The sequence below is a fragment of the Pseudomonas sp. YJ42 genome (assembly GCF_047225135.1).
In the GTDB taxonomy this organism is placed as follows: domain Bacteria; phylum Pseudomonadota; class Gammaproteobacteria; order Pseudomonadales; family Pseudomonadaceae; genus Stutzerimonas; species Stutzerimonas stutzeri_E.
Genome location: NZ_CP178378.1, coordinates 4,688,748 through 4,714,062 on the forward strand (window position 1 = coordinate 4,688,748; position 25,315 = coordinate 4,714,062).

At 61.0% G+C, this 25,315-nt stretch carries 30 protein-coding genes; 20 read left to right on the forward strand and 10 right to left on the reverse strand.

The window, feature by feature from the left end:
- Positions 1–46 precede the first annotated feature (46 nt).
- Together ACL0K2_RS21765 and ACL0K2_RS21770 are read right to left on the reverse strand one after the other, a co-directional pair.
- Positions 47–364, reverse strand: a complete 318-nt coding sequence (locus ACL0K2_RS21765) for a hypothetical protein (protein WP_045161437.1) — start codon at positions 362–364, stop codon at positions 47–49.
- 84 nt (positions 365–448) lie between these two features.
- Positions 449–1,042 (reverse strand): cysteine hydrolase family protein, encoded by a 594-nt coding sequence (locus ACL0K2_RS21770; RefSeq protein WP_045161438.1) that lies wholly within the window; start codon positions 1,040–1,042, stop codon positions 449–451.
- 188 nt (positions 1,043–1,230) lie between these two features.
- On the opposite strand from ACL0K2_RS21770, the gene prmB reads away from it, so the two are divergent.
- Positions 1,231–2,151, forward strand: coding sequence for a 50S ribosomal protein L3 N(5)-glutamine methyltransferase (gene prmB, locus ACL0K2_RS21775; protein ID WP_413043405.1), 921 nt, complete (start codon positions 1,231–1,233; stop codon positions 2,149–2,151).
- Between the two features lie 36 nt (positions 2,152–2,187).
- Here prmB and ACL0K2_RS21780 read toward each other — a convergent pair whose 3' ends face one another.
- Positions 2,188–2,976 carry a hypothetical protein gene (locus ACL0K2_RS21780; RefSeq protein WP_413043406.1) on the reverse strand — a complete coding sequence of 263 codons (789 nt, stop codon included), beginning with the start codon at positions 2,974–2,976 and terminating at the stop codon, positions 2,188–2,190.
- Between the two features lie 67 nt (positions 2,977–3,043).
- Positions 3,044–4,009 carry an alpha/beta hydrolase family protein gene (locus tag ACL0K2_RS21785; protein ID WP_045161441.1) on the reverse strand — a complete coding sequence of 322 codons (966 nt, stop codon included), beginning with the start codon at positions 4,007–4,009 and terminating at the stop codon, positions 3,044–3,046.
- Positions 4,010–4,164: 155 nt separating this feature from the next.
- On the opposite strand from ACL0K2_RS21785, the gene aroC reads away from it, so the two are divergent.
- The 8 genes from aroC to ACL0K2_RS21825 all read left to right on the forward strand — a co-directional run bounded on the left by aroC (position 4,165) and on the right by ACL0K2_RS21825 (position 9,464).
- Positions 4,165–5,256: a chorismate synthase gene (gene aroC / locus ACL0K2_RS21790; RefSeq protein WP_239612018.1), complete on the forward strand. Its 1,092-nt coding sequence runs from the start codon at positions 4,165–4,167 to the stop codon at positions 5,254–5,256.
- Positions 5,257–5,346: 90 nt separating this feature from the next.
- Positions 5,347–6,498, forward strand: coding sequence for an MFS transporter (locus ACL0K2_RS21795; RefSeq protein WP_045161444.1), 1,152 nt, complete (start codon positions 5,347–5,349; stop codon positions 6,496–6,498).
- Positions 6,495–7,115 (forward strand): methylthioribulose 1-phosphate dehydratase, encoded by a 621-nt coding sequence (locus ACL0K2_RS21800; RefSeq protein WP_045161446.1) that lies wholly within the window; start codon positions 6,495–6,497, stop codon positions 7,113–7,115. Before ACL0K2_RS21795 ends, ACL0K2_RS21800 begins: the two co-directional genes overlap by 4 nt.
- An 87-nt stretch (positions 7,116–7,202) precedes the next feature.
- The gene (locus tag ACL0K2_RS21805) at positions 7,203–7,748 is read left to right on the forward strand and encodes a 1,2-dihydroxy-3-keto-5-methylthiopentene dioxygenase (RefSeq protein ID WP_045161448.1); all 546 of its coding nucleotides are present in this window, start codon (positions 7,203–7,205) and stop codon (positions 7,746–7,748) included.
- A gap of 2 nt (positions 7,749–7,750) precedes the next feature.
- Positions 7,751–8,434, forward strand: coding sequence for an acireductone synthase (gene mtnC / locus ACL0K2_RS21810; RefSeq protein ID WP_045161449.1), 684 nt, complete (start codon positions 7,751–7,753; stop codon positions 8,432–8,434).
- 69 nt (positions 8,435–8,503) lie between these two features.
- Positions 8,504–8,713 (forward strand): PLD nuclease N-terminal domain-containing protein, encoded by a 210-nt coding sequence (locus ACL0K2_RS21815; RefSeq protein WP_021207933.1) that lies wholly within the window; start codon positions 8,504–8,506, stop codon positions 8,711–8,713.
- 3 nt (positions 8,714–8,716) lie between these two features.
- Entirely contained in the window at positions 8,717–8,908 is a 192-nt protein-coding gene (locus tag ACL0K2_RS21820; RefSeq protein ID WP_045161451.1) for a PLDc N-terminal domain-containing protein, read from the forward strand.
- Between the two features lies 1 nt (position 8,909).
- On the forward strand, positions 8,910–9,464 hold the full coding sequence (locus ACL0K2_RS21825) for a histidine phosphatase family protein (RefSeq protein WP_080890567.1): 555 nt from the start codon (positions 8,910–8,912) through the stop codon (positions 9,462–9,464).
- Here ACL0K2_RS21825 and ACL0K2_RS21830 read toward each other — a convergent pair.
- Positions 9,361–10,368 (reverse strand): DNA-3-methyladenine glycosylase family protein, encoded by a 1,008-nt coding sequence (locus tag ACL0K2_RS21830; protein ID WP_080890573.1) that lies wholly within the window; start codon positions 10,366–10,368, stop codon positions 9,361–9,363. The genes ACL0K2_RS21825 and ACL0K2_RS21830 overlap by 104 nt on opposite strands.
- A 164-nt stretch (positions 10,369–10,532) precedes the next feature.
- On the opposite strand from ACL0K2_RS21830, the gene speE reads away from it, so the two are divergent.
- Positions 10,533–11,393: a polyamine aminopropyltransferase gene (speE, locus tag ACL0K2_RS21835; RefSeq protein ID WP_045161453.1), complete on the forward strand. Its 861-nt coding sequence runs from the start codon at positions 10,533–10,535 to the stop codon at positions 11,391–11,393.
- 358 nt (positions 11,394–11,751) lie between these two features.
- Positions 11,752–12,093, forward strand: a complete 342-nt coding sequence (locus tag ACL0K2_RS21840; RefSeq protein ID WP_045161454.1) for a ribonuclease E inhibitor RraB — start codon at positions 11,752–11,754, stop codon at positions 12,091–12,093.
- A gap of 12 nt (positions 12,094–12,105) precedes the next feature.
- Here ACL0K2_RS21840 and ACL0K2_RS21845 read toward each other — a convergent pair whose 3' ends face one another.
- A complete protein-coding gene (locus tag ACL0K2_RS21845; protein WP_045161455.1) occupies positions 12,106–13,062 on the reverse strand; it encodes a LysR family transcriptional regulator in 957 nt (318 codons plus the stop codon).
- Positions 13,063–13,166: 104 nt separating this feature from the next.
- Between ACL0K2_RS21845 and ACL0K2_RS21850 the strand changes: the two genes are divergently transcribed.
- Entirely contained in the window at positions 13,167–13,922 is a 756-nt protein-coding gene (locus ACL0K2_RS21850) for a sulfite exporter TauE/SafE family protein (protein WP_045161456.1), read from the forward strand.
- A gap of 21 nt (positions 13,923–13,943) precedes the next feature.
- Here ACL0K2_RS21850 and ACL0K2_RS21855 read toward each other — a convergent pair whose 3' ends face one another.
- Complete coding sequence (locus ACL0K2_RS21855) at positions 13,944–15,332, reverse strand: MATE family efflux transporter (RefSeq protein ID WP_045161457.1); 1,389 nt, start codon at positions 15,330–15,332, stop codon at positions 13,944–13,946.
- A 121-nt stretch (positions 15,333–15,453) separates the two neighbouring features.
- Between ACL0K2_RS21855 and pdxB the strand changes: the two genes are divergently transcribed.
- From pdxB to ACL0K2_RS21895, 8 genes are all read left to right on the forward strand, one after another.
- Entirely contained in the window at positions 15,454–16,599 is a 1,146-nt protein-coding gene (gene pdxB / locus ACL0K2_RS21860; RefSeq protein ID WP_045161458.1) for a 4-phosphoerythronate dehydrogenase PdxB, read from the forward strand.
- A gap of 115 nt (positions 16,600–16,714) precedes the next feature.
- Positions 16,715–18,760, forward strand: coding sequence for a DNA polymerase III subunit gamma/tau (dnaX, locus tag ACL0K2_RS21865; RefSeq protein WP_413043407.1), 2,046 nt, complete (start codon positions 16,715–16,717; stop codon positions 18,758–18,760).
- Positions 18,761–18,775: 15 nt separating this feature from the next.
- Positions 18,776–19,102 carry a YbaB/EbfC family nucleoid-associated protein gene (locus ACL0K2_RS21870; RefSeq protein WP_025241324.1) on the forward strand — a complete coding sequence of 109 codons (327 nt, stop codon included), beginning with the start codon at positions 18,776–18,778 and terminating at the stop codon, positions 19,100–19,102.
- A 133-nt stretch (positions 19,103–19,235) separates the two neighbouring features.
- On the forward strand, positions 19,236–19,835 hold the full coding sequence (gene recR / locus ACL0K2_RS21875; protein WP_045161461.1) for a recombination mediator RecR: 600 nt from the start codon (positions 19,236–19,238) through the stop codon (positions 19,833–19,835).
- Positions 19,836–20,032: 197 nt separating this feature from the next.
- A complete protein-coding gene (locus ACL0K2_RS21880) occupies positions 20,033–21,022 on the forward strand; it encodes an ABC transporter substrate-binding protein (protein WP_045161462.1) in 990 nt (329 codons plus the stop codon).
- Positions 21,023–21,118: 96 nt separating this feature from the next.
- Complete coding sequence (locus tag ACL0K2_RS21885) at positions 21,119–21,862, forward strand: ABC transporter ATP-binding protein (RefSeq protein WP_045161463.1); 744 nt, start codon at positions 21,119–21,121, stop codon at positions 21,860–21,862.
- Positions 21,862–22,635, forward strand: coding sequence for an ABC transporter permease (locus ACL0K2_RS21890; protein WP_045161464.1), 774 nt, complete (start codon positions 21,862–21,864; stop codon positions 22,633–22,635). The genes ACL0K2_RS21885 and ACL0K2_RS21890 overlap by 1 nt, the downstream gene beginning before the upstream one ends.
- Positions 22,636–22,645: 10 nt before the next feature.
- Complete coding sequence (locus tag ACL0K2_RS21895) at positions 22,646–23,353, forward strand: transporter substrate-binding domain-containing protein (RefSeq protein ID WP_052679278.1); 708 nt, start codon at positions 22,646–22,648, stop codon at positions 23,351–23,353.
- Between the two features lie 28 nt (positions 23,354–23,381).
- Here the strand turns inward: ACL0K2_RS21895 and ACL0K2_RS21900 are convergent, their stop codons facing one another.
- From ACL0K2_RS21900 to fnr, 3 genes are read right to left on the reverse strand one after another with little or no spacing between them, the layout of a single operon-like run.
- Positions 23,382–23,999: an SCO family protein gene (locus ACL0K2_RS21900; RefSeq protein WP_413043408.1), complete on the reverse strand. Its 618-nt coding sequence runs from the start codon at positions 23,997–23,999 to the stop codon at positions 23,382–23,384.
- Between the two features lie 2 nt (positions 24,000–24,001).
- Positions 24,002–24,550 (reverse strand): adenine phosphoribosyltransferase, encoded by a 549-nt coding sequence (locus ACL0K2_RS21905; RefSeq protein ID WP_045161465.1) that lies wholly within the window; start codon positions 24,548–24,550, stop codon positions 24,002–24,004.
- Between the two features lie 10 nt (positions 24,551–24,560).
- Positions 24,561–25,295 carry a fumarate/nitrate reduction transcriptional regulator Fnr gene (gene fnr / locus ACL0K2_RS21910; protein WP_045161466.1) on the reverse strand — a complete coding sequence of 245 codons (735 nt, stop codon included), beginning with the start codon at positions 25,293–25,295 and terminating at the stop codon, positions 24,561–24,563.
- Positions 25,296–25,315: the final 20 nt, after the last annotated feature.

Below are 25,315 nucleotides of genomic sequence, written 5' to 3' on the forward strand. Positions count from 1 at the left end.
CACCGCTTCTCCGGCGCAGGCGGGTCCGGGCGATGCGGCTGCGCAATCAGCGCCTGTTCTTCAGTTTGGGGGACAGGCTCAGACCGCCGGGTTCATTCAAGCGTCGACGAACGCGGCGCCGGATGAACATGCCGAGCATGAGTAGGATCAGGCCGAGGATGATCAGTGTCACGGCCGCTTCGCGATCCAGCGCCAAGTTGGCTAGTGCCTCGTTGTCGCTGAACAGGGGTATTGCGCCGGAGCCGGTCATGAGCAAGCCGAAAACGATCAGCAACAGGCCGAGCGCTGCTCCGAGGCGTGCGCCCCAGCTACGCTGTTGGCGAGGCCGGAGGCGGCGTGCATCGAATCCATCGGTTCGTTTCATTCCGGTTACCTCGTCAGAGCTGGCTATGACCGGGACTGTCCGGTCAGGTTCATCATGTCGGGTAACGCTTTGCGGCTCGAAGGCTTAAGTCAGTGCTCCAGCATCGGTCACGCAAACGGCGAAGTTGTCCGCGAGGATGGTCATTTCCATGCGATGCACCTGTGCCGCGTCGATCGCACCGTCTCCCATCGGCAGATCACGGGTGGCGCAGGCCTTGTCGACCAGGGTGCAGCGATAGCCATAGTCTTTCGCCGCGCGGACTGTGGTGCTCACGCTGGAGTGGGTCATGAAACCGCAGACGATGAGGTCCAGTCGCCCATGCTGCTGTAGCAGTTCGTGCAGTTTGGTGCCGGCAAAGGCATTGGGTAGCGTTTTGCCAATCACGGTTTCGCCGGGAAGCGGAGCCGCCTCCGGCATGATCTGACCGCGTAGCCCTTGTGGATCAAAGAGCCCGCCTGGAATACCGAGATGATGAACATGCACGACGGGGGCGCCAGCCTCGCGGGCCGTGGCCAACAAAGTGCTGATTTCCTCGAGCGCTGAGTTCAGGTTCGGTAGTGCGAGGGTCCCTGTCCGATATTCTTCCTGAACGTCAATGACCACAAGGGTCGCGTTAGCCAGAGTCGCCGGTGCATAACTGCGGCCACTGAGCTGAAGCATGGTCTGTGGCTTGGACATGACTGACTCCTTGTTTTGAGAGGGGCATGATTGTGGCGCCAGTTGAGCGATATGTGAACAGCCCAAGGTAATGAATTCGCCATCTGAATCGGCGATGACAGGCAATAAGCCACTACGGCCGCCAGATTACGCTGAGAAACTCTCGGGACCATCGGCTAAACTTCCGTGCTTTTGACAGGAGATGATTCGTGACCGCTTCGCTTTCCCGCTTGCGCACCTTGCGTGACCACATTCGCTGGGCGGTCAGCCGCTTCCATGCCGAGCAACTGTTCTTCGGACACGGCACGGACAACGCGTGGGACGAGGCTCGTCAGCTGGTGCTCGGCGCTCTGCATTTGCCTTGGGAAATGGCTGATAGCTATCTCGATTGTCGTCTTGAAGATGATGAGCGGGAGCATCTGCAGGGTTTGTTGCGCCGGCGGATCGAGCAGCGTGTGCCCACCGCCTATCTGCTTGGACAGGCCTGGTTCTGTGGGCTCCCATTCATCGTCGACGAGCGTGTACTGATTCCACGCTCACCGATTGGGCAATTGATCGAGCGCCGCTTCGAGCCCTGGCTCGCGCAGAACCCCGCGCGAATTCTCGATCTCTGTGCTGGCTCCGGTTGTATCGGCATTGCCTGCGCCTATGAGTTCCTCGATGCCGAGGTGGTGTTGGCAGACCTGTCCTTCGACGCGCTCGAAGTGGCCAACCGCAACATCGAGCAGCATGGGCTGGAGGACCGGGTCTATACGGTGCAGAGCGACGGATTCAACGGCTTGCCGAAGCAGCGCTTCGACCTGATCGTATCCAACCCGCCTTACGTCGATGCCGAAGACTTTGCCGACATGCCCGAGGAATACCATCATGAGCCGGCGTTGGGGCTGGCCTGCGGCGAGGATGGGCTGGATCTGGTGCGGCGCATGCTGGCCGAGGCCGCGGATCACCTCACCGAAACCGGCTCCCTGATCGTGGAGGTCGGTAACAGCCAGGTGCATGTAGCGGCGCTTTATCCCGAAGTGGATTTCACCTGGCTGGAATTCACCGACGGTGGCCATGGCGTGTTTCTGCTCGCCGCGAACCAGTGCCGCGAGCACCAGGCACTGTTTCGCGAGCGGCTCAAGGGATAGCAGAAGCAGGCGCCCTCACACTGGGTGGCGGTGCGGTCAGCGGGTCGCGATCCATATCAGCAGTCCCGCCTGGAAAAGCGCGAATGCAATGAGGCAAGCGATGGTGAACCTGAGGCCGCCATCTTCGCGGCGGAATCTGTTCAGACGTTCCTGCATGTCGCGGATCGTGCTTTCCTGCTCCAGCAGGTTGCGATCGGCTTGTTCGAGCATTGCCGCGGCGTCCGTCAGCTCGATGATCTGTACTTTGTCGTTGTTCCAATCAGGGCGCAACGTGCTGACCCGAGGGGCCCCGTAGGTTGCCTTGAGTTGCTGAGGGTCTGCATACAGCACTTCGAAACCCTGGCTCAGCAGGCAATGGTCGCGTCGCAGGCGCATGTCATTGCCGGTTATGTCCTTCGTCGGGAGTGCACCGCCTTCCACCAGATAGTGCGCCCAGCGTTTTTGCGCCCAGAGCGCTCCCTGCGCCAGGAGAAAGCGTCCGAGGCCGCGGTTGGCCGGCTCCAAGTGCAGACCGGAGTCGGGGCCGAAGCGCACCTCCTTGGCACGATGATCCGCCCAGATTTCCAGAACGTTGTGCTTCTTCGAGAGGATCTGACCGGGCAATCGGACGAAAAGCCGCAACAGGCTTTGCTGTTGTGTGTGCCGCTCGATCTGGGCCAGCTCAACGAACCTCAGCGGCCGCGTACCGGTATCTCTGTCGGTGGGCAATGGCGACAGGCGCAGCAATCGAAAACGATCCGGAGCAAGAGTTGCCCAAGGATGCGGCTGCGGTGCGGCGGGCGTTTGGGCCTCACTGTCGGTTGGTGCTGGTGAGCTATCGGTCATGTCGGCGTCCTGGGCCTGTGCGGTCGAGTCGTTGCGGCAGGCACGGAGCGTATCGGCCGACGGATGACTAACTGGATGGTGGCAATACGCTATGTTTGTGCAGGAATTGGCTGATCTGCTCAGGCAGGGCATGTGCGATGGGCAGTTCGGGTTGGTTGTAGGATGCCCTCTGCCGGTCGCGCTCCATCGGAACGATGCGCAGGACATGGTTCATTCCTGGGATCAGCACCAACTCGGCGTCTTCCCTGGCACGCTGCAAGGCGTAGGCATCGTCGCGTCCAACCTGGATGTCATGCGTTCCCTGGATGATCAGCGCAGGCGCCGTCGTGCTGGCGAACGCCCCGGCTGGATCCTGATCGAACAGGGTGATCAGATAGGGCTGTACGCTCGGACGGAACAGGACTTGCAGTGCCTCCGGCACCTGCTCGTGCGTGCGTCCCGCCTTGATCTCGTCGATCAGGTACTGCGCGGTCGCCAGTAGCGGTGGTGGCAGACGTCCCTGTAGCTGTTCGCGTAACAGCAGGTCGATGGGCACGCCGCTGCCTGCAATGCTGATCAATGCGTCGGGTTTCACGACAGGCTCCGCCAGGCTGGCAATCAATGCGCCCTCGCTGTGGCCGATCAGCACAACCTTGGAGAAACGCGGGTCCGCCTTCAACAATCTTGTCCAGGCTACCGCATCCGCGACATAGCGATCCACGCTCAACTGACGCTCGTCTGGCGCCGCCGCCAGACTCCGGCCAACCCCGCGCTTGTCATAGCGCAGGCTAGCCATACCCCGTCTGGCAAGCGCTTGTGCCAATCGCTTGAGGCTATCGTTACGGCCCATGGGATTGTTGCCGTCGCGGTCGGTGGGGCCCGATCCGGCGATCAGCAGGGCAACCGGCAAGGGTTCGGCGGTCTTCGGCAGGAGCAGGCTGCCATGCAGGTTGCCATCGGACACATGCAGGGTCATCGCCTGGTGCAGCAGGGTCTGGGCCTGGGTATGGGGCGTGAGCATGGCGAGGAAAGTGAGCAATAAGAGGAAACGCATGAGCAGGAAATCAACCGTCGGCGGAGCGGGTTGGATACGAGGCGAGCGGATTGGTTCGCCGATCAGCAGTATGCGCCGCCGTGAGGGGCGGTGAAACCTGCAGCGGCTCGGGTATACTTCCGGCCCCTGTTTAGGTCGATCGCGGAGCGCCCTGCATGTCCGGCAACACATACGGCAAGCTGTTCACCGTCACCACTGCTGGCGAAAGCCATGGTCCGGCGCTGGTCGCCATCGTCGACGGTTGCCCTCCAGGGTTGGAACTGACCGTTGAGGATCTGCAGCGAGACCTCGATCGACGCAAGCCCGGCACCAGCCGACATACCACCCAGCGCCAGGAAGCGGACGAGGTGGAGATTCTCTCCGGGGTGTTCGACGGGCGCACCACCGGTTGCCCGATCGGCTTGCTGATTCGCAACACCGACCAGAAGTCCAAGGATTACTCGGCCATCAAGGACCAGTTTCGTCCTGCCCATGCCGACTATAGCTATCACCATAAGTATGGTCTGCGCGATTACCGGGGCGGTGGACGCAGCTCGGCGCGCGAAACGGCGATGCGCGTCGCCGCCGGTGCCATCGCCAAGAAGTACCTGGCGACCCTGGGTATCCAGGTGCGCGGCTACATGAGCCAGCTCGGACCGATCGATATTCCATTCAAGAGCTGGGACAGCGTCGAGCAGAACGCTTTCTTCAGTCCCGACCCGGACAAAGTGCCGGAACTCGAAGTCTACATGGACCAGTTGCGACGCGATCAGGACTCGGTCGGTGCGAAGATCAGCGTCGTCGCCGACGGTGTCCCGCCCGGTCTTGGCGAGCCGATCTTCGATCGCCTGGACGCCGACCTGGCGCATGCCCTGATGAGCATCAACGCCGTCAAGGGCGTGGAGATCGGTGCCGGTTTCGCCAGTGTCGCCCAGCGCGGGACCGAGCACCGTGACGAGATGACCCCGGAAGGTTTCCTGTCGAACAATGCCGGCGGCGTGCTGGGCGGCATCTCTTCCGGTCAGCCGATCGTTGCGCATCTGGCGCTCAAGCCGACGTCCAGCATCACCACGCCGGGACGCTCGATCGATACCGACGGCAATCCGGTGCAAGTCATTACCAAAGGCCGACACGATCCCTGTGTCGGTATCCGCGCCACGCCAATCGCCGAAGCGATGATGGCCATCGTGTTGCTGGATCATCTGTTACGCCACCGCGGGCAGAATGCCGACGTGCTAGTGGGCACGCCGGTGTTGGGGCAAATCTGAGCATGAAGCTGGAATTTTGAAGCTGGACGATGACCCAAGCGCTCGCTCCGGTATCGAATTGCTTTGCTTTCAGCCCATGGCTTCTCGCTTATGACTGCTGCTCTTCCGTACTGGCGCCTGTCCGGCTTCTATTTTTTCTACTTCGCGCTGCTCGGCTCAGCCGCGCCCTTTCTCGGACTGTACTTCGACCACCTGGGCTTCGCCGCCGAGCGTATTGGCGAACTGGTCGCCATCCCGATGCTGATGCGCTGTCTGGCGCCGAATCTGTGGGGCTGGCTTGGTGACGTCACGGGGCGACGGCTGGCGATCGTGCGCATCGGCGCGCTCTGTACGCTGCTCTCGTTCGGTCTGATCTTCTTCAGCAAAAGCTACGCCTGGCTCGCGTTGGTGATGGCGCTGCATGCGTTCTTCTGGCATGCCGTGCTTCCGCAATTCGAAGTCATCACCCTGGCCCACCTGCGTGGGCAGGCGTCCCGCTACAGCCAGATCCGCCTGTGGGGCAGTGTCGGTTTCATCGTTGCGGTGGTGGGGCTTGGTGCGTTGTTCGAGCGGCTGAGCCTGGATATCTATCCCATGGCGGTGATGGTGGTGATGATCGGCATCCTCATCAGCAGTGCGTGGGTACCCAATGCCGTGCCCGAGCAGCGACCGGAGCTGGCCGGGCAGGGCGGCTTTGTCCGTCAGCTCTGTCGTCCGGGTGTGCTGGCGTTCTTCACCTGTGTGGGGCTGATGCAGGTCAGCCATGGGCCTTATTACACCTTTTTCACCATTCATCTCGAGGCGCTCGGATATGGTCGAAGCACCATCGGGCTGTTGTGGGCCCTGGGTGTAATTGCCGAGATTCTGATTTTCCTGGTGATGGCCAACTTGTTGGCGCGCTTCTCGTTGCGCCAGGTTCTGGCGGCAAGTTTCGTGCTGGCGGCAATACGCTGGCTGTTGCTGGGCACGCTGGCCGATTATCTGGGCGTGCTGCTGGTGGCGCAACTGATGCACGCGGCGACGTTTGGCAGCTTTCATGCAGCTGCGATCCATTTCGTTCAACGCAGCTTCGGTCACCGGCAGCAAGGGCAGGGGCAAGCGCTGTATGCAACGCTGGCCGGCGTCGGTGGGGCGCTGGGTGCGCTTTACTCCGGCTATAGCTGGGCCAGCCTCGGCCCGCTATGGACCTTCGCTATCGCCAGTCTGGCGGCACTGGCCGCAGCCGTTATCATTGTCATCCCCAAGCAGGAGAACCGGGCATGACCGCCATTCGTGAACACTTGTCGCAGGCCATCATCGACGCGGGCCATTTTCTCTATGGCCGCGGCTGGTCGCCGGCAACCAGCAGCAACTATTCGGCGCGTCTGACCTGCAGCGAAGCGCTGCTGACCGTTTCCGGCAAGCACAAAGGCCAATTGACAGTCGATGACCTGCTGGCCGTCGATATGGAGGGCCGCAGCCTGGAAGCGGGCAAGAAGCCATCGGCCGAGACCCTGCTGCACACTCAGCTGTATCGCTGGAAGCCGGAAATCGGTGCCGTGCTACACACTCACTCGGTCAACGCTACCGTGCTTTCGCGCCTTTGCCTGAGCGATTCGCTGGTGTTCGCCGACTACGAGCTGCAGAAGGCATTCAGCGGCATCGCGACCCACGAATCCCAGATTTTGGTGCCGATTTTCGACAACGACCAGGACATCGATCGACTCGCCTCACGCGTTCAACCCTGGCTCGACGAGCATCCCGATTGCGTCGGTTATCTGATCCGTGGGCACGGTCTGTATACCTGGGGCGCACAAATGAACGACGCACTGCGGCAAATCGAGGCGTTCGAGTTTCTGTTCGAATGTGAATTAAAGATGCGCACCCTGCAGCGGGTGTAAGCCTGCACCTATTTTTGTCGCACGCAGCGCGTGTCCGAATAACCGATGACAGGTCCGGGACAGCCATTCCCGCCGGAGACAACCACCATGAGCATCCTCAGCGTTTATCAGGACAGTGTTCCCGAGCAGCCACTCAAGGTTCTCACTCACGTCGACGACATCGCCGCCACACTGGCCGAGGTCGGTGTGCATCTCGAGCGCTGGGAAGCCAGCGCGCCGATTGGAGCCGGTGCCAGTTCCGAAGAGGTGATTGCCGCCTATCGTCCGCAGATCGACCGGCTGATGAGTGAGCGCGGCTACGTCACCGTCGATGTGATCAGCCTGAACAGCGATCACCCGCAGAAGGCCGAACTGCGAGCCAAGTTCCTCGAAGAGCACCGCCATGCCGAAGACGAGGTGCGCTTCTTCGTCGCCGGCCGCGGGCTCTTCACATTGCACATCGAGGACAAAGTATATGCCGTGCTGTGCGAAAAGAACGACCTGATCTCCGTGCCAGCCGGTACCCGGCACTGGTTCGATATGGGGGAGAATCCGCACTTCGTTGCCATCCGCCTGTTCAACAATCCCGAGGGCTGGGTTGCGCAATTCACCGGTGAAGATATCGCCGGCCGCTTCCCACGGCTGGAGGACTGAAGATGCCGATCAAAGCCATCCTCACCGATATCGAAGGGACTACCAGTGCGGTGAGCTTCGTCTTCGACGTGCTGTTTCCTTATGCCCGTGAGCATTTGCCAGCGTTCGTTCGCAATCATTCGGCAGAACCCGCCGTGGCGGAGCAGATAGAGGCGGTACGGCGTGAGAGTGGTGAGCCGGAAGCGGGCATCGAGCGCGTCGTTGAGATACTGCTGGAGTGGATTGCCGCCGACCGCAAGGCGACGCCGCTGAAAGCGCTGCAAGGCATGGTCTGGGCCCAAGGCTATCGCGCCGGCCAGCTCAAGGGCCATGTCTATCCGGATGCGGTGCAGGCGTTGCGCCGCTGGCACGAGCAGGGATATGCGCTGTACGTGTATTCCTCCGGATCGATTCAGGCGCAGAAGCTGATTTTCGGCTGCGCCGAGGTGGGTGATCTGACACCGTTGTTCTCCGGTTATTTCGACACCGGCAGTGGTCACAAGCGCGAGGCCGATTCATACGGGCGAATCGCTGCCGCTATAGGCCTTCCGGGCAATGAAATCCTGTTCCTATCTGACGTGGTGGAAGAGCTGGATGCCGCACGTGAGGCGGGTATGCACACCTGCGGTCTGGTTCGCGAGGGCGGCGAGCTGGCCGGGCACGTGGCGGTCGACAGCTTCGAAGCGATCGATCCGGCCGGCTACTGAGCGGATCGCCTGAACCCTCAAACCGCCCAGGCATCCTAATTACGAACTCACCGTAATTGGAGTCTTGTCATGACCGATGCCTTCGGCGGTATTTTCGGCCTGCTTATCCTGGCACTGGATATCTGGGCCATTGTCAGCGTACTGCGTAGCGATAGCACCACCGGCAAAAAGGCCCTGTGGGTGTTGTTGATCGTCATCCTGCCGGTTCTGGGGCTGATCATCTGGGGCATCATGGGGCCCCGCGGCAATCGCCCCGATGACCGGAACTTGAGGCCCTGACACGTGGAGAGCTGGAGCACGCTGCTGGCCCTGATCGTGCTGGTCGCTGACGCGCTGGCGATCTTCCAGGTCTGGCGCAGTCGTATCGAGGTGGGACGCAAGATCATCTGGAGTCTGGTTGTCGCGTTGCTACCAGTCGTGGGGTTGATCATGTGGTTCGTTGCGGCTGGGCATTTCGGTAAGGTCAGGTTGTAACGTGCGTGCGCTGGTCGTCGCCTTGCTGCTATCAGGGGCGTTTGGTGCGTTCGCTGAAGAGGACGCAGCTTGGTCAATGTTGCGTGAGGGAAGAGCGGTGCTGATTCTGCGTCACGCCACGGCGCCCGGATTCGGCGATCCGCCCGACTTTGTGCTTGGGGATTGCACCACTCAGCGCAATCTGGACGAAGCGGGGCGGTTGGAGGCGCAGCGCTGGGGCGACTTGCTTCGCAAGAAAGGTCTTTCCAACGCGAGAGTGCTCAGCAGTCGTTGGTGCCGGGCATTGGAAACCGCGCAGCAGATGGGGCTGGCTTCGGTCGAGCCGTTGCCGGCGCTTGATTCGTTCTTCGCCGAGCCAGGCCGAGAGGCCGCGCAGACCGCTGCGTTGCGCCAGCGGCTCGATTCACTGCCAGCGGCACTGCCCGTGGTGCTCGTGACTCATCAGGTCAACATTACCGCGCTGACCGGCATCTTTCCCCGTTCCGGTGAGGGCTTGATCCTGGCTCTGCCACTCGGCGATCCACCCCGGGTGCTGGCGAGGATCGCACCGCCTTAGCCTCCTTGTGCTTGGGCTCCGGCAAGGCGCTGCCGTAGTTCTGCCAGATGTGCACGGCGGCGTAGGCCCGCCAGGGTCGCCAGGCTTGCGAGCGGGCCAGCAACTGTCTGGCAGTGATGCCTTGGGGGCCCCATAGCGGCGCCTTGAGCAGGCCAAGGTCGGCCACCGGAAAGGCGTCCGCTTCGCCGAACCCGCGCAGGGCGATGTACTCGGCCGTCCACGGACCGATTCCCGGTAGCGCGCAGAGCCGCTTGACCAGCTCGTCCGCGCCGTCCCCGATGTGAAGTTCGAGCGCACCATCGGCCACCGCTGCGGCCAGGCGCTGCAAGGTCGCAACGCGTTTTCCGGGCATGCCGATATTCTCCAGCTGGGCGCTGGCTATGGCTTGCGGGCTGGGAAACAACCGGAGCGTGGCACCAGCTCCACATACGGCTACCTGGGGCAATTCCTCGCCGAGCCGTTCCACCAGACGCCGGGTGATGGTCACCGCGGCCTTGACCGTGACTTGCTGGCCGACGATGGCTCGCACGGCTTGTTCGAAAGGGTCGAACGCAGAGGGCAAGCGCAATCCGGGGTTAGCGGTGACCAACGGCCCGAGCAGCGGATCGTCAGCGAAATGCCGCGCGATGACCGCCGGATCGGTGTCGAGGTCGAACATCCTACGAACCCGGATCGCCAGCTGGGCGGCATGCTCTTGTAGCGAATCGCTGAGCGTCAGCTCGAGCACAGTTTGTCCGGGTAATGGTCGAACACTGATCCAGCCAGCGCTGTTGCCGGCCCGCACGGTGCGGCTGTAGCACTCGGAATCGAGCGCCTCCACGCCGGGTAGCAAGCGCAGGGCGAAATGCTGGTGAAATTGCGACCAGCTCCAAGGGGCGAGGTAAGGCAGGTAAAAGGGCGTCATGGTTCGACGATAGCCAGCATTGATGGGGTTGTCTTCACCGAACGCGCTTTGAAAGTAGATGGTTCCACCTGTCATATGACCAAAGTAGAATGCGCCTCTTTGCCGACGTACGAGCGTACGGCTTGCGCCGCTCGTCTGTTAGCTATCCATCCGGGAGAACACCCATGAGCGACTATCAGGAAACTCTCTACGAGGGATACGGCCAGCGCTTCAGGATCGACAAGATGCTGCACGAAGTGCGCACTGAGCATCAGCATCTGGTCATTTTCGAAAACGCCCGCATGGGCCGCGTCATGGCGCTCGACGGGGTGATCCAGACCACCGAGGCGGACGAGTTCATCTATCACGAGATGCTCACCCACGTACCGATCCTGGCCCATGGCTTGGCGCGGCGCGTGCTGATCATTGGTGGTGGTGACGGCGGCATGCTGCGCGAAGTCGCCAAGCACCGCGATGTCGAAAGCATCACCATGGTCGAGATCGACGGTACCGTGGTCGAGATGTGCAAGGAGTTCCTGCCGGAGCATTCGAAAGGGGCGTTCGACGATCCGCGGCTGAACTTGGTTATTGATGACGGTATGCGCTTCGTTGCGACCACCGAGGAAAAGTTCGACGTGATCATTTCCGATTCGACCGATCCCATCGGGCCGGGCGAGGTCCTGTTCTCGGAGAACTTCTACCAGGCATGCCGCCGCTGCCTCAACGATGGCGGCATCCTGGTCACGCAGAACGGCACCCCCTTCATGCAACTTGCCGAAGTGCAGACAACCGCTAAGCGCATGACCGGGCTGTTCCCCGACTGGCACTTCTACCAGGCTGCGGTTCCCACCTACATCGGTGGGGCCATGACCTTCGCCTGGGGCGCCTGCGACTCGGCCAGCCGCAAACTGCCACTGGAAACCCTCTGCCAGCGTTTCGCCGGTAGCGGCATCGTCACCCGTTATTACAACCCGCACATCCATCTCGGCGCGTTCGCGCTACCTCAATATGTATTGCAGGCCATCAACAAGCCCAGCAACAGCTAAACTGCCTCGTGCGCTGCGACTTTTTTGCAGCGCACCTGGATCGGTTCGGACGGCGTAGCGCCCGCCGCGACTCGACGCACCCATTGCGGTGACGATGCATACGCCGTATGTTCGAAGCGCGGCTGCGTACCATAGGCAATGTCCGAGCGCGTCTGGCACGGACGCGGTATCGCGGCTGGATCGAACTCCCAGGCGCCGCAGAGGCCTATTAGAAATACCGCAAGGTTTATACCGCTTCGGGCTTCCGATTAACGAGGCAACCCACGGCTGGCGCTGTCCAGTCGGTATCCGCAACGAGGCAAAACAAAGGCTATCCATTCCTGAAATCGTTCATCCATGAGTGAGAGGAGGTTGTTTTATGAGTACCACCTTCCATGAGGATGTAAGCGGCAACGTGCTTCTGAGGATGAAAGAGGGCGGATTCGATTTCTCCCGCGTCCATCCGATAGAGTTCTATGCCGTGTTTCCCGACCGTGAACGTGCCTGCGCGGCCGCCAGCAATTTTCGTGGCGAATGCGTCAATGCTCAGATTGCCCCCCGTGACGACGGCGCCTGGGACCTCCAGGTCAGCAAGGTGATGTATGCCACTTTCGACGGTATCGGTGACTTCGAACAGGACTTGGAGAACCTGGTCGAGCCGCTGGGTGGCGTGGTCGATGGCTGGGGCGTGACGCAGGAACTTTCAGGCTGCGCTGTCTGATCATCGATTCGCTCAACCAAAACCGAGTCCGCTTTGCAGTGCCTGGTCCCAAGGTGGGACCGGGCCAAAGCGGCTTTTCAGGAATTCCAGCAGCAGCCGGCTGCGAGAGTCGGCTTCCCGAGTCAGTCGCAGGGCATAAATACCGCTTGGCTCCGGCGTTGGCAGGCCTTGTTCGCAGAACAACGGCAGCAGTTCGCCACGGAGCAGGTGGTCGCTGACCAGCCAGGTCGGAAGATGCGCAATACCCAGTCCGGCCAAGGTGCCGCAAAGCAATGCCTCTGCATTGTTCGCAACCATGCGCAGGCGTCTCGGGCGCAACAGTTGTCGTTTGCCCTCATGCTCGAACCGCCATGCATGCGGCGGCGCCAGCGCATCCCAGTCCAGCCCGTCATGTTCCGGCAGCTCCGCAACGCTCTGCGGTCTACCCCGTCTTTGCAGGTAGTTCGGACTGGCGCAGAGGATACGTAACAGCGGCGCCAGAGGCGTTGCGACCAGGCGCGTGTCGGCCTGCGGGCCGATGCGCAGCACCAGGTCGACCTCACCCAGATGCTCACCTTGCAAGTCGACGAAGCTGTCGATCAATCGCAGCTGAATGTCCACGCCGGGGTAGGCTTGCAGGAAGTCGGCCAGCGCGGGCGCCAGATGGCGCCGTCCGAAGGGAGCCGGTGCATCGATGCGGATACGACCTTCCGGCGCACTTTGCAGCGACGTCATTTCCGCCCGCGCCAGGTGCAGTTCATGGACGATGCGTCTGGCGCGCTCGGCAAACGCCTGTCCGGCGGCGGTGGGCTTGATCGAATGCGTGCTGCGGCTGACTAGCTGACAGGCGAGTGACCTCTCCAGCGAGTCGATGCGGCGCGCGACGGAAGAGGGCGTGAGAGCATGCAGGCGGGCCGCGGCCGAGAAGCTGCCGGTATCGAGCACGTCGAGAAACAGTCTGAACTGGTCTGTGAGGGCAGTGGTATCCATAGGGGTTGCTCGGTTATGCGGAAATCGCAAAGCCATTGTGCACATCTGTGCGTATACCTGCCAGGCGCCGCTGAGTAGCATGGCGGTTTTGTCGGGAAGCAATCATGGACTTCGTCGGATTCGGGCTGAACACGGTATTGGGTCTGGTGTTGGGAACCCTTGGTGGCCTGTTCGGGATCGGCGGTGGGCTGATTGCAATTCCGGTGTTGGGCGTGCTGTTCGATCTGGACCAGCAGGTTGCGCAAGGCACGGCGCTGGTAATGGTGGTGCCTAACGTTCTGCTCGCGATCTGGCGTTATCACCAACGCAACCGAATCGACCCGCGCCACGCCGCAGCGTTGGGCGTCGCCAGTTTCGGCTTCGCCATCGCCGGCGCGGCGGTCGCGGTATCTCTGGATGCTGGGCGTATGCGTATCGCCTTTGTCGGCTTTCTCGTTGCCTTGGCTATCTACACCCTAACGCGTGTTTTCTTTCGTCCGCATCCCGGCGGGACCGAACTGCGTCACCCCTGGCCGTGGCTGGGCGTGTTGGGCGCTGGTGCCGGGGCGTTGGGCGGATTGTTCGGCGTCGGTGGCGCGGTGCTTGCTACGCCGGTGCTCACCGCCGTATTCGGTACTTCACAGGTCGTGGCGCAGGGGCTTTCATTGTCGCTGGCAGCTCCCAGCACCGCGGTCACCTTGTTCGCCTATGCGACCCATGGGCAGGTCGACTGGGCTCTGGGATTACCGCTCGCCATCGGCGGTCTGCTGAGCATCAGCCTTGGCGTCAGGCTGGCGCATGCACTGCCGGAACGCCTGCTTCGTCTGCTGTTCAGCGGCTTTCTGCTGGCGAGCGCGGTCATGCTGGCGCTGGAGGTGTGAGTGTGTCGAGTCGGGCCGCTGCTACGCGGTGACCCGACACGGCTGTCGGTGGATCTCGCGACGGGCACTGCGCACCAGGCGGATGGTCAGGAGTATCGCGGCGCAACTCAAACCGGCGATCAAGCCCTGCCATAGGCCCGCCGGGCCGCTCGGGTCGCCGAACCTGTCGGTGAGGCCGAGCACGTAGCCCACCGGTAAACCGATCCCCCAGTAGGCGAAGAGCGTGAAAATCATCGTCATGCGCGTGTCCTGGTAGCCGCGCAGCGCACCTGCCGCAGTAACCTGCACCACATCTGAGAACTGGAACAGCGCGGCATAAAAGAACAGGCTGGCAGCGACCGCGATAACCGCCGGATCGGTGGTATAGATTCGGGCGATCTGCTCGCTGAACAGCAGCATGCTACCCGCCGAGAAGCAGGCATAGGCCAGGCTCGATACGATCCCTAATCCGGCGACGAAACGTGCGTCTCGCGGTGCGCCGCGCCCGAGCGCTTGGCCGATGCGGATGGTGATGGCCATCCCCAGCGACAAAGGAATCATGAAGATAAGCGAGGTGAAGTTCAGCGCAATCTGGTGCCCGGCGACGACGGTCGCTCCCAGACCGCCAATCAACAAGGCGATGACCGAGAAGATGCTGGCCTCGGCGAAGACCGCAACGCCGATCGGCACGCCAACCGAAAGCAGGCGACTCAGCACCGACCATTGCGGCCAATCGAAACGGGCGAATAGCCGGCTTGACTGGTAATACTCGGCTCGCCGCACCCAGAACAGCATGGCCAACAACATGAAACCCATGACCAGCGCTGTCGACCAGCCGCAGCCAACGCCGCCCATGGCTGGCAGGCCCAGCTTGCCGTAGATGAAAATGTAGTTCAGCGGGATATTTAGGGTCAGCGCGAGAAGACCCACCACCATGCTTGGTCGGGTGTGACCGAGCCCGTCGCTGAAACAGCGCAGCACCTGATACAGAGCCACCGCCGGAAAACCGCAGGCGACTGCCCGCAAGTAGGCCATGGTGGGATCGATCAGCGCCGGCTCGACTTGCATCAGATGCAGCACCGGTTCGGCATTCCACATCAGCAGCGCGAACAGCGATCCGATACCGAACCCCATCCACAGCGCCTGCCGGACCAGCGGCCCGATCTGTTCATGCTGACTACTGCCGAAGCGCTGAGCGACGTTGGGCGTGGTCGCCAGAATGACTCCGGTCACCAACAAGAACACTGGAACCCAGATGGAGTTGCCCAAGGCGACCGCGGCAAGATCACGCGGGCTGACACGCCCGGCCATCAGCGTGTCGACGAAACCCATGGCGGTGTTCGCTAGTTGGGCGATCATCATTGGTAATGCGAGGGCAAAGAGCGTGCGCAGTTCTACGCGGACTCGTCTGAGTTTCAACTCAGTGGGCATTGCGTGTTTTCCGGATTGTATACAGAAGCGGACTAGTCTACGCCGCGAGAGTGGCGCTCGGGAAGGCAGCAGAGCGGCTCGACGCGGTCTAGAATGGGCCGATCAATGACGGAGCCCGCTAATGCGTATTCTTGCCGACGAAAACATTCCATTGGTCGAAGCCTTTTTTGCAGAGCATGGCGAGATTCGACGTATGCCGGGCCGAAGCATCAATAGAGCAGCGCTCGAACAGGCTGAGGTGCTGCTGGTTCGTTCCGTCACCCGGGTCGACCGCGAGCTTCTGGAAGGGAGCGCCGTGCGCTTCGTAGGCACCTGCACCATCGGTACGGACCATTTGGACGTCGATTACTTCGAAGAGGCAGGTATCGATTGGGCGAGTGCGCCGGGATGCAATGCCCGTGGTGTAGTCGACTACGTACTCGGCAGCTTGTTGGCGCTGGCCGAGGGGGAAGGTGTGTCACTGAGTGATCGCCGTTATGGCGTGGTTGGGGCCGGAGAAGTCGGCGGCAGGCTGGTGAAAGTTCTGCGTGGCCTGGGTTGGGATGTACGTGTCTGCGATCCACCGCGCCAGGCGCGCGAGATCGGTGAGTTCGTCGGCCTGGATGAAATACTCGAAGAGTGCGACGTCATCAGTCTGCACACACCGCTGACGCTGGAAGGCGAACATTCGACGTTCCATTTGTTCGATAGCGCTCGCCTGTCGCAGTTGCGTCCCGGCGCTTGGTTGATTAATGCCGCCCGTGGTGCGGTCGTCGATAATGCCGCCTTGCGCGAACTGCTGGCCCAAAGGCCAGACACCCAGGCCGTGCTCGATGTCTGGGAGGGGGAGCCGCAGGTCGATGTCGAACTGGCGGAGCTCTGCTGGATCGCGACACCGCATATCGCCGGCTACAGCCTGGACGGCAAGCTGCGCGGAACGGCCCAGATCTATCAGGCGTTTTGCGCCAGTCGAGGTCTGGAGCCTAAAGTCGCACTGTCCGAATTGATGCCTGTTACGCCGCTTCGGGGGCTCTTATTCGATGCCTCGGCCGAGCCCGGCGACGTCTTGGCGACGATCTGCCGAGCTATCTACGACCCACGCAGGGATGACGCTGCCTTTCGCCGCAGCTTGTGCGAGGGTGAAGAGCAGCGTCGGATCGGCTTCGATCAGCTACGCAAGCAATACCCGCAGCGTCGAGAAATAGACAGCTTGCAGATCCAGATCAGCTCCAGCCAGCCGCAGCTGGAACAGCTGGTGGGAGCCCTCGGGGCGACCTTGAAGCGCTGATCGGGCTTTGTCCGCGATTGCGATGCACATTCGGGTTCCGGGCGACAGGCCGGATGCAATTTGCGGCCTGCTCCGCTAGCATTACCCGTCCTCTGCTTTATCCCGCGATGGTGTTATGAGTTATCAGGTACTAGCCCGTAAATGGCGTCCGCGCTCGTTCCGCGAAATGGTCGGGCAGACGCACGTGCTCAAGGCCCTGATCAATGCGCTGGACAGCCAGCGCCTGCACCATGCCTACCTGTTCACCGGCACGCGCGGGGTCGGCAAGACCACCATCGCGCGAATCATCGCCAAGTGCCTCAATTGCGAGACCGGCATCAGTTCCATGCCCTGTGGCGAATGCTCGGTCTGCCGAGAGATCGACGAGGGCCGTTTCGTCGACCTGATCGAGGTTGACGCTGCAAGCCGCACCAAGGTCGAGGATACCCGCGAGCTTTTGGACAATGTGCAGTACGCACCCAGCCGCGGTCGCTACAAGGTCTATTTGATCGACGAAGTGCACATGCTGTCGTCGCATTCGTTCAATGCGCTGCTCAAGACCCTCGAAGAGCCGCCGCCCCACGTCAAGTTTCTGCTGGCCACGACGGACCCGCAGAAGCTGCCGGTGACCATCCTCTCGCGCTGCTTGCAGTTCTCGCTGAAGAACATGCCTCCCGAGCGCGTGGTCGAGCACTTGACCCATGTGCTCGGTGTCGAGCAGGTGCCTTTCGAGGAAGATGCCCTCTGGTTGCTGGGGCGCGCCGCCGACGGCTCGATGCGCGATGCCATGAGTCTGACCGATCAGGCTATCGCATTCGGTGAGGGTAAGGTGCTCGCGGCCGATGTCCGCAGCATGCTGGGAACTCTCGATCACGGGCAGGTGTATGGCGTATTGCAGGCGCTGTTGGAAGGCGATGCCCGGGCGCTGCTGGAGGCGGTTCGCCATCTTGCCGAACAAGGGCCTGACTGGGGCGGCGTTCTGGCGGAAATACTCAACGTGCTACACCGTGTCGCTGTCGCTCAGGCGTTGCCGGACGCGGTAGACAACGGCCAGGGCGATCGTGATCGGGTGTTGGCGCTGGCGCAGGCACTGCCGGCCGAGGATGTACAGTTCTATTACCAGATGGGTCTGATCGGTCGACGTGACCTGCCGCTGGCACCCGATCCGCGCAGCGGCTTCGAAATGGTCCTGTTGCGCATGCTCGCGTTCCGGCCTGCCGATAGCGAAGACGCGCCGCGAACATCACTAAAGAGCTTGGGGATCAGTCCGGCCACGACTGATTCCAGAACAACGGATGTGGCCGGTACAGCGGCATCGGCTGTACCGGTTCGTGATCCGGTTGTAGTGCCGAAGGCACCCGCGCAGCCTGCTGCCGTTACCCCTCAGCCCGCTCAGCAGGCAGAGCCGCGGCCCGCTTCGGCAGCCGCCGTTCCTGCTCCAGAACCGTTATCCACTACGAGTGCCGTGCCGGTTGATGCGACACCCGAGCCCACAAAGCCGGAACCTGTTCCGCCGGTTGTCGATGTGCCTTGGAACGAACCGCCCGTTACGCCGCCGGTCGCGGTGGAAAGCGAGGCCCTGGAACAAAGGGTCGAGCCCATTGGCGAGCCGGAGCATCTGGCTGCAGTGGTCGAGGTAAGCGAGCCGGACGATGACGAGCCGCCGTTGACCGACGAGGACTATTTCGAGGTTGAAACCCAGGCCGAGGCTTATCTCGATGGGCTGGACGATCTGGCGTTGGAGCCGCAGGCCGTCGAGCCGGCGCCCGCGGTTCAACCTGCGACCGGCTTGGCTGCCGAGTGGCTCGATATCTATCTGAAGCTTGGCTTGGGCGGTCTGACCGGCAGCATTGCGGCCAACTGTACATTGATATCCATAGATGGCGATCGCTGGCTCATGCACTTGGATCCGGCGCAAAGTGCTCTGTTCAATGCGACTCAGCATCGGCGCTTGAACGATGCGTTGAATCAATACCACGGGCGCACATTGCAACTCGATATCGAGCTGCAGACACCGCAACAGGAAACGCCTGCCCAGGCCGCTGCACGCCGCCGCGGCGAGCGTCAGCGAGCGGCAGAGCAGTCGATCCAGACCGACCCCGTAGTGCAGCAACTGATGCAACAGTTCGCCGCAGTTATTCGCGACGGTACCATCGAACCCGTAGAACACTCCGAACCCTGATCCGAGGTAGATCCCATGATGAAAGGTGGCATGGCCGGCCTGATGAAGCAGGCGCAGCAGATGCAGGAAAAAATGCAGAAAATGCAAGAGGAGCTCGCCAACGCTGAGGTAACCGGTCAATCCGGTGCCGGCCTGGTGAGTGTCGTGATGAACGGTCGACACGACGTCAAGCGCGTCAGCCTGGACGACAGCCTGATGCAGGAAGACAAGGAAATTCTCGAAGACCTGATTGCCGCTGCGGTGAATGACGCGGTGCGCAAGATCGAGCAGAACAGCAAGGAAAAAATGGCGGGCATGACCGATGGCATGCAGTTGCCACCGGGCTTCAAAATGCCTTTCTGATCCAGCCCGGGTGTCGCTCTGACACCCGATCGGCGGACCATGCGAGCCGTGAAACCGCCAGGATCAGGCGGTCTTCACGGCTCGAGGCCCGGCCGTCCTGTCTCCTCGTATCATCCCCGCTCCGGTGAATTCCATGTCTTTCAGCCCGCTTATTCGTCAACTTATCGATGCGCTGCGCGTTCTGCCTGGTGTAGGGCAAAAAACCGCTCAGCGTATGGCACTGCAAATGCTTGAGCGTGACCGCAGCGGCGGGCTCCGATTGGCCCAGGCGTTGACTCGAGCGATGGAAGAGGTGGGCTATTGCCAGCAATGTCGTACGCTGAGCGAGGAGGCACTCTGTCCGCAGTGCGCCGACCCGCGGCGGGATGACTCACTGCTGTGTATCGTGCAAAGCCCGGTGGATGTGTTCGCCGTAGAACAGACAGGGTTTCGCGGCCGCTACTTCGTTCTCAAGGGGCATTTGTCCCCACTCGATGGCCTCGGCCCCGAAGCTATCGGCATTCCCGAACTCCTGGTGCGCGTGGCTGAAGGTAATTTCAGCGAGGCGATATTGGCAACCAACCCGACCGTAGAAGGCGAGGCCACTGCCCATTACATCGCGCAGTTACTGATCCCGAAGGGATTGACGCTCAGCCGTATTGCGCACGGTGTACCGCTGGGTGGCGAGCTCGATCTGGTCGATGGCGGCACCCTTGCTCACGCGTTGGCCGGGCGAAAGACCATCACGCTGTGATCATCGTGACGGAGAGCGGGCCGGGCCCAGCAGACATGAACTTATAACTCTGGGTTAGTGGCTTATGGCTGCTAAGTAGTGCCTACCCCAAAGAACTTCGTGTAAAGTTCTAAGCCAGAAATGCTTAATAACCAAAACTTATTACATGCTTGATTTTGGTTATATAGCTAATGATGCCTACGAACTTGAGGTCGATGATGAAGGCTAGACACTGGCTGGTTTCCGCATTGTTGCTGTTGAGCACCTTCGCGCACGCACAAGAAACGTTCAAGGTCGGCTATATCCGTGTCATGGATGATGCCCAGGCGATGGTTGCCTACGAAGGGGGGCTGTACAAGAAGCATGGCCTTGATGTCGAGCTGGTCGAGTTCAGCTCCGGTACCGATTTGATCAAGGCCATCATCGGTGGCCAGTTGGATACAGGGGTTCTCGGGTTCACCAATGCGGTTGCATGGGCCTCGAAGGGCGCTGATCTTAAAGTTGTTGGTGGTGCACAGCAGGGCTACCACTCGATCGTGGCGCGTGAAGGTAGTGGCATCGAGAAGATCAATGACCTGAAGGGCAAAATTCTCGCCTCTCAGAAAGAGGGCAGCACAGCCGACGCAGTCCTGCGCGGCGTGACGCTGAAAGCCGCCAACCTTGCTCCGAGTGAGGTGAACATCATGGGCACCAGCCCGGCGGTGGCGGTGCAGTCCCTTGTTTCAGGGCGTGCCGATGCAGCGTTCCTCTTCGAACCCTATGATCGCATCGCTCAACTCGTGGCTCCTGTGAAGCAGATCTACGAGATTGGCGAGGTCTGGCCATTTCCCTGCATGGTTGTAATCACTTCCGGCGAGACCTTGGAGAAGCGCAAGGAGGCGGTGTGGCAATCGCTGGACGCCCAGCGAGAGGCGATCGACATGCTGGAAAATCAGCCGGCCGAAGCGGCGAAGCTCATCGCTGACTACTTCATTGCCGAACCGACGCTCAAGACCCTCAATCGTGGTGACCTGCCTCGCGAAGTGGTCATTGAAGAAGCCATCGCCACTCAGACCTTTAGCGCCAAGCTGGGCAGCGAGGACCTGGAGCGTATCCAGGAACTGGCCGACATCCTTCAGGATCTCGGGTCGCTCAAGACCCGCGATGGTAAACCGTTCGACACCAGCGCCATCCTCGACCTTTCCTGGCAGCAAGCTCGCGAACTCTAAGGTCGGCAGCAGATCGTTCCATACACTGCCCGGCCTTAGTGCCGGGCAGTGTCATTCAAGCCCTTCAGTTGGGCAGTTTTTGAGGTCTTCAACGCGATGCAGCTCAGGTTTGAAGAAGTAGACAAGCATTTCGGGCAGCTCGAAGTCATCAAGGGCTTCAATGGTGAATTCGCTCAAGGCGAGCTGGTTGCCCTGGTAGGGCCTTCCGGTTGTGGCAAATCGACACTTCTACATCTGGTTGCCGGGCTGGAGAACCCCACGGCAGGGCGGGTGCTGGCCGATGGTAAGAAAATACCGGGCCCAAGCCCCCGACGGACTCTGGTGTTTCAGGAGCATGCGCTGTATCCCTGGCTCTCGTTGCAGGCCAACGTCGCCATGGCTCTGGAGTTGCAGGGGGTGGCCAAGACCGACGCGTTCGAGCAGGCAAAGGCCTGGCTCGCCCGAGTGAGTCTGGACGGGTTCGAACATTACTATCCGCATCAGGTTTCCGGCGGCATGCGCCAGCGCACCGCATTGGCTCGTGCTTTTATCGCCAAACCGGAAGTGCTGCTGCTGGATGAGCCCTTCGGCGCGCTCGATGCACTGACGCGCATGGCCTTGCAGGACGTGCTGCGTGAGCTGATCGATGAGCACCAACCCACCGTACTGCTGGTGACCCATGACGTTGACGAAGCACTGTACCTGGCCGACCACGTACTGGTGTTCAGCGCGCGTCCGGCACGGGTGCTGAAAACCTTCAATTTCACCCATTGCGAGAAGAGCCACGATCTGTCCGAATTCGCTGCCGAGCGGCGCGAGATACTTCGGTTGTTGGGTATCAAGACGGAGGTAGGGCACTGATGAGCCAGGGACGTCGTCTTACCGGTCCGAAAAAATACTTTGCCGTTGTGCTGGCTGTTCTGTTCATTCTGCTGATCTGGCAGATCGCGGCCTGGAGCCTGCCGGCGTTTCTGATGCCGGGAATTCCGGTCGTTTTCGAGCGATTGCTTACCACGGTTCAAGAGCCTGTGTTCCGTGAGGGGCTATACGGCAGCATGAGTCGGCTGGGCAGTGGGTACAGCTTTGCATTGCTGTTCGGTATCGGGTTCGGTTTGGTGGGAGGTGTGCTGTTTTTCTTCCGCGAAATCCTGCGCTCGGCCATCGTGATTCTTCAATCGATTCCCTCGATCGCCTGGGTGCCGTTGTTTCTCATCGTGATGGGATTCGGCAATCTACCCATCATCGTGGTGGTCGCCTTGGCGGCGTTCTTCCCTATGGCGTTGTCTGTGATGAATGCCACCGAAAGTGTGCAGCCAGTCCATGTTGCCGCCGCTCGGGTAATGGGGGCATCGCGCTGGCAATTGCTGCGACGGGTCTATCTGCCAGCGGTCATGCCGGAGCTGATCACTGGCGCGCAGCTGGCCTTCGGTAACGCGTGGCGGGCGCTGATCTCGGCGGAAATGCTGATCGGCTTTGGTCAGGGCCTAGGACGCTCGCTTGCCTATTCCGGCGAGATTGCCGATATGGCAGGGGTGATGATGAACATCCTGGTCATCGCCATTCTCGCGACCCTGATCGATCAGGTCGTGTTGGAGAAATTCAAGCAACGTATGCTGCGCTACCAGTACGTTTGAGAGGTGCGCCGTGAAGTCATGGCTGCTGTGGCTGATGCTCCTGTTGATGGTCCCTGTCAGCTCTTTTGCGGCGCCTTTGCACGCGCTACTGATTGGTGAATATCGACCGCTCAAGGCGACAGAAGCGGAGCCGGTGACCGATGGATTCGAGGCCTTATGGCTTGCTCGCTTGGGTGAGTTGCTGGGTAGCGATATCGCTCTGGTCGACCCAGGCGCGCGGGCCGATCTCAAGGTTGGAGCGACCGCCTCGGGCGCGGTCTACTACGCCAGCGAGCTTGCAGGGCTGACGGCAGCCGACACGGGACCTGCCAAATGGGCGGAGCTTGCTGGTAGGCCGTTTTGTGTCGCGGCGGGCAGCCCACATGCCAAGGTCGTTGCCTCTCGCTTCGGTGCTCATGCCCGCGCTTTTCCCAGCACTGCGCAAGCGCTGATCGGTTTGAAACTCGGTGAATGCCAGGCGGTGGTAGCTGATCGTCTATTGCTGCAGCAGATCGCCGCTCTTCCCGAATGGCGTCGCTATAACCGGCTGCTGCCCGGATTAGAAGAAGCCGTTTTGCCTTTGCGAGTCGAGGCGGATGACGTGACGCTGCAGCAGCGGATCGAGCAGGCCGTTTCATCCAACCGAGGAAGACAGATGCTGGCCGACGTCACTCAGCACTGGGTTGATGAGGTCGCCTTCCAGGCCTATGTATTGGCCGACACACTGGATTGCCACTAAGGTCTGCTGAGCGCCTGTTATCCCAAGATCACTCGGCTTCGATTACCTGCGACAGAGCTTGGCGCAGGCCATCCAGTTTAAGTGGGGTGCGAATGTACCCGCGCAGCTTGCCCTCGGGGCTGACAATCGCCAGGTTACCGCTGTGACTGACGCTGTAATCGCCCTCGGTATTCTCTGCGGGGATGAACGGGAGGCCCAGCGCCTTGGACAGTTCTTGCAGTTGCCTCATGTCGCCGGTCCAACCTTTGAATCCTGCTCGGTAATAGCCGAGATAGGTACGCAGCGCCTCGGGAGTGTCCCGGGCCGGATCGGCGCTGACCAATATCAATTGGAGCTGATCGCTGATAGAGGGCGGTAACTGGCCGAACAGGCGGCGCATGTCACTCAGCGTCGTAGGACAGATATCCGGACAAGCAGTGAACCCGAAAAACAACAGATGCCAGCGGCCGCGTAGCGAATCGGTCGCGACGGCCTGGCCGTGCTCGTCCACGAATTCCAGGTTCGGCAGCTGCCGTTCACGCGGAAGGAGCAACAGGTTCGCCTCATCGAGCAAGGCGTTGCGGTCGAGCCCAAAGGTAGCCGGACAGAAGGCCAGCAGACCCAGCAGCGCTCCGCTGCGGATGGTCGCAGCCGCCGTGCGAAACACGCCTAGCGCTCGTTCAGCTCGAATGCGGTCAGCGTGAACGTGGGGATGCCCATGTCCTGCAACTTGCGCGAGCCACCCAACTCAGGCAGGTCGATGATCGCAGCAGCTTCGTGAATATGAGCGCCCATGCGGCGAACCAGCTGAGCAGCGGCAACCAGCGTGCCGCCGGTTGCAATCAGGTCGTCCAGCAGTAGCACCGAATCACCTTCGCAGAGGCTGTCTGCATGCACTTCGAGGTAGGCTTCGCCGTATTCGGTGCGATAGGAGGCAGCCAGCACGTCGGCCGGGAGCTTGCCTTTCTTGCGGAATAGAATCAGCGGGCGGTTCAGCTCGTAGGCGATGATCGAGCCGATGATGAAGCCGCGGGCATCCAGCGCTCCGACATGGCTGAAATCACTTTCGACATAACGCTGGATCAGGCTGTCAGCCACCATGCGCAGGGCTTTGGGCGACTGCAATAGCGGGGTGATATCCCGAAATATCACGCCTGGTTTCGGAAAATCCGGGACCGGGCGTATCAGCGTCTTGATCGAGAACTCATCGAAAATCATACGGACCCCACTACGCGTCCATGTTTCCGCCCGCCAGGGCGCATAACCGAATGGAGTCAAGGATACGAACTTCCTTGCCTTCGGCTTCCAACAGGCCGTTCGCCTGACAGCGAGTGAACACGCGGGAGACGGTCTCTACCGCCAGCCCCAGGTAGCTGCCGATTTCGTTGCGAGACATGGGTAGACGGAACTGGTTGGCCGAAAAGCCACGCGCACTGAAGCGGGCCGACAAGTTGATCAGAAAGGTCGCGATGCGTTCATCGGCGGTTTTCTTCGACAGCAGCATCATCATCTGCTGATCATCGCGAATCTCACGGCTCATGATGCGCATCAGCTGGCGGCGCAGTTGAGGCAGCAGCACGCTGAGCTCATCGAGGCGATCGAAAGGAATTTCGCAGACCGAGGTCGTTTCAAGCGCTTGTGCGGATACCGGATAGGTTTCTGTATCCATGCCGGAAAGCCCGACCAGCTCGCTAGGCAAGTGGAAACCCGTGATCTGCTCTTCGCCGGCGTCCGTGACGCTGAACGTACGCAGGGCCCCGGAGCGAATGGCGAACACGGAACTGAACGCATCGCCCTGACGGAAAAGCATCTCACCTTTTTTGAGTGGACGCCCGCGCTTGACGATGTCATCCAGCGCCTCCATATCCTGCATGTTCAGAGAGAGCGGAAGGCACAGGCCGGAAAGACTGCAATCCTTGCAATGAGGTTGCGGCAGCTTGCGGGCCTTGATCGACTCGGACATTGGCGTTCCTGAAAAACCTT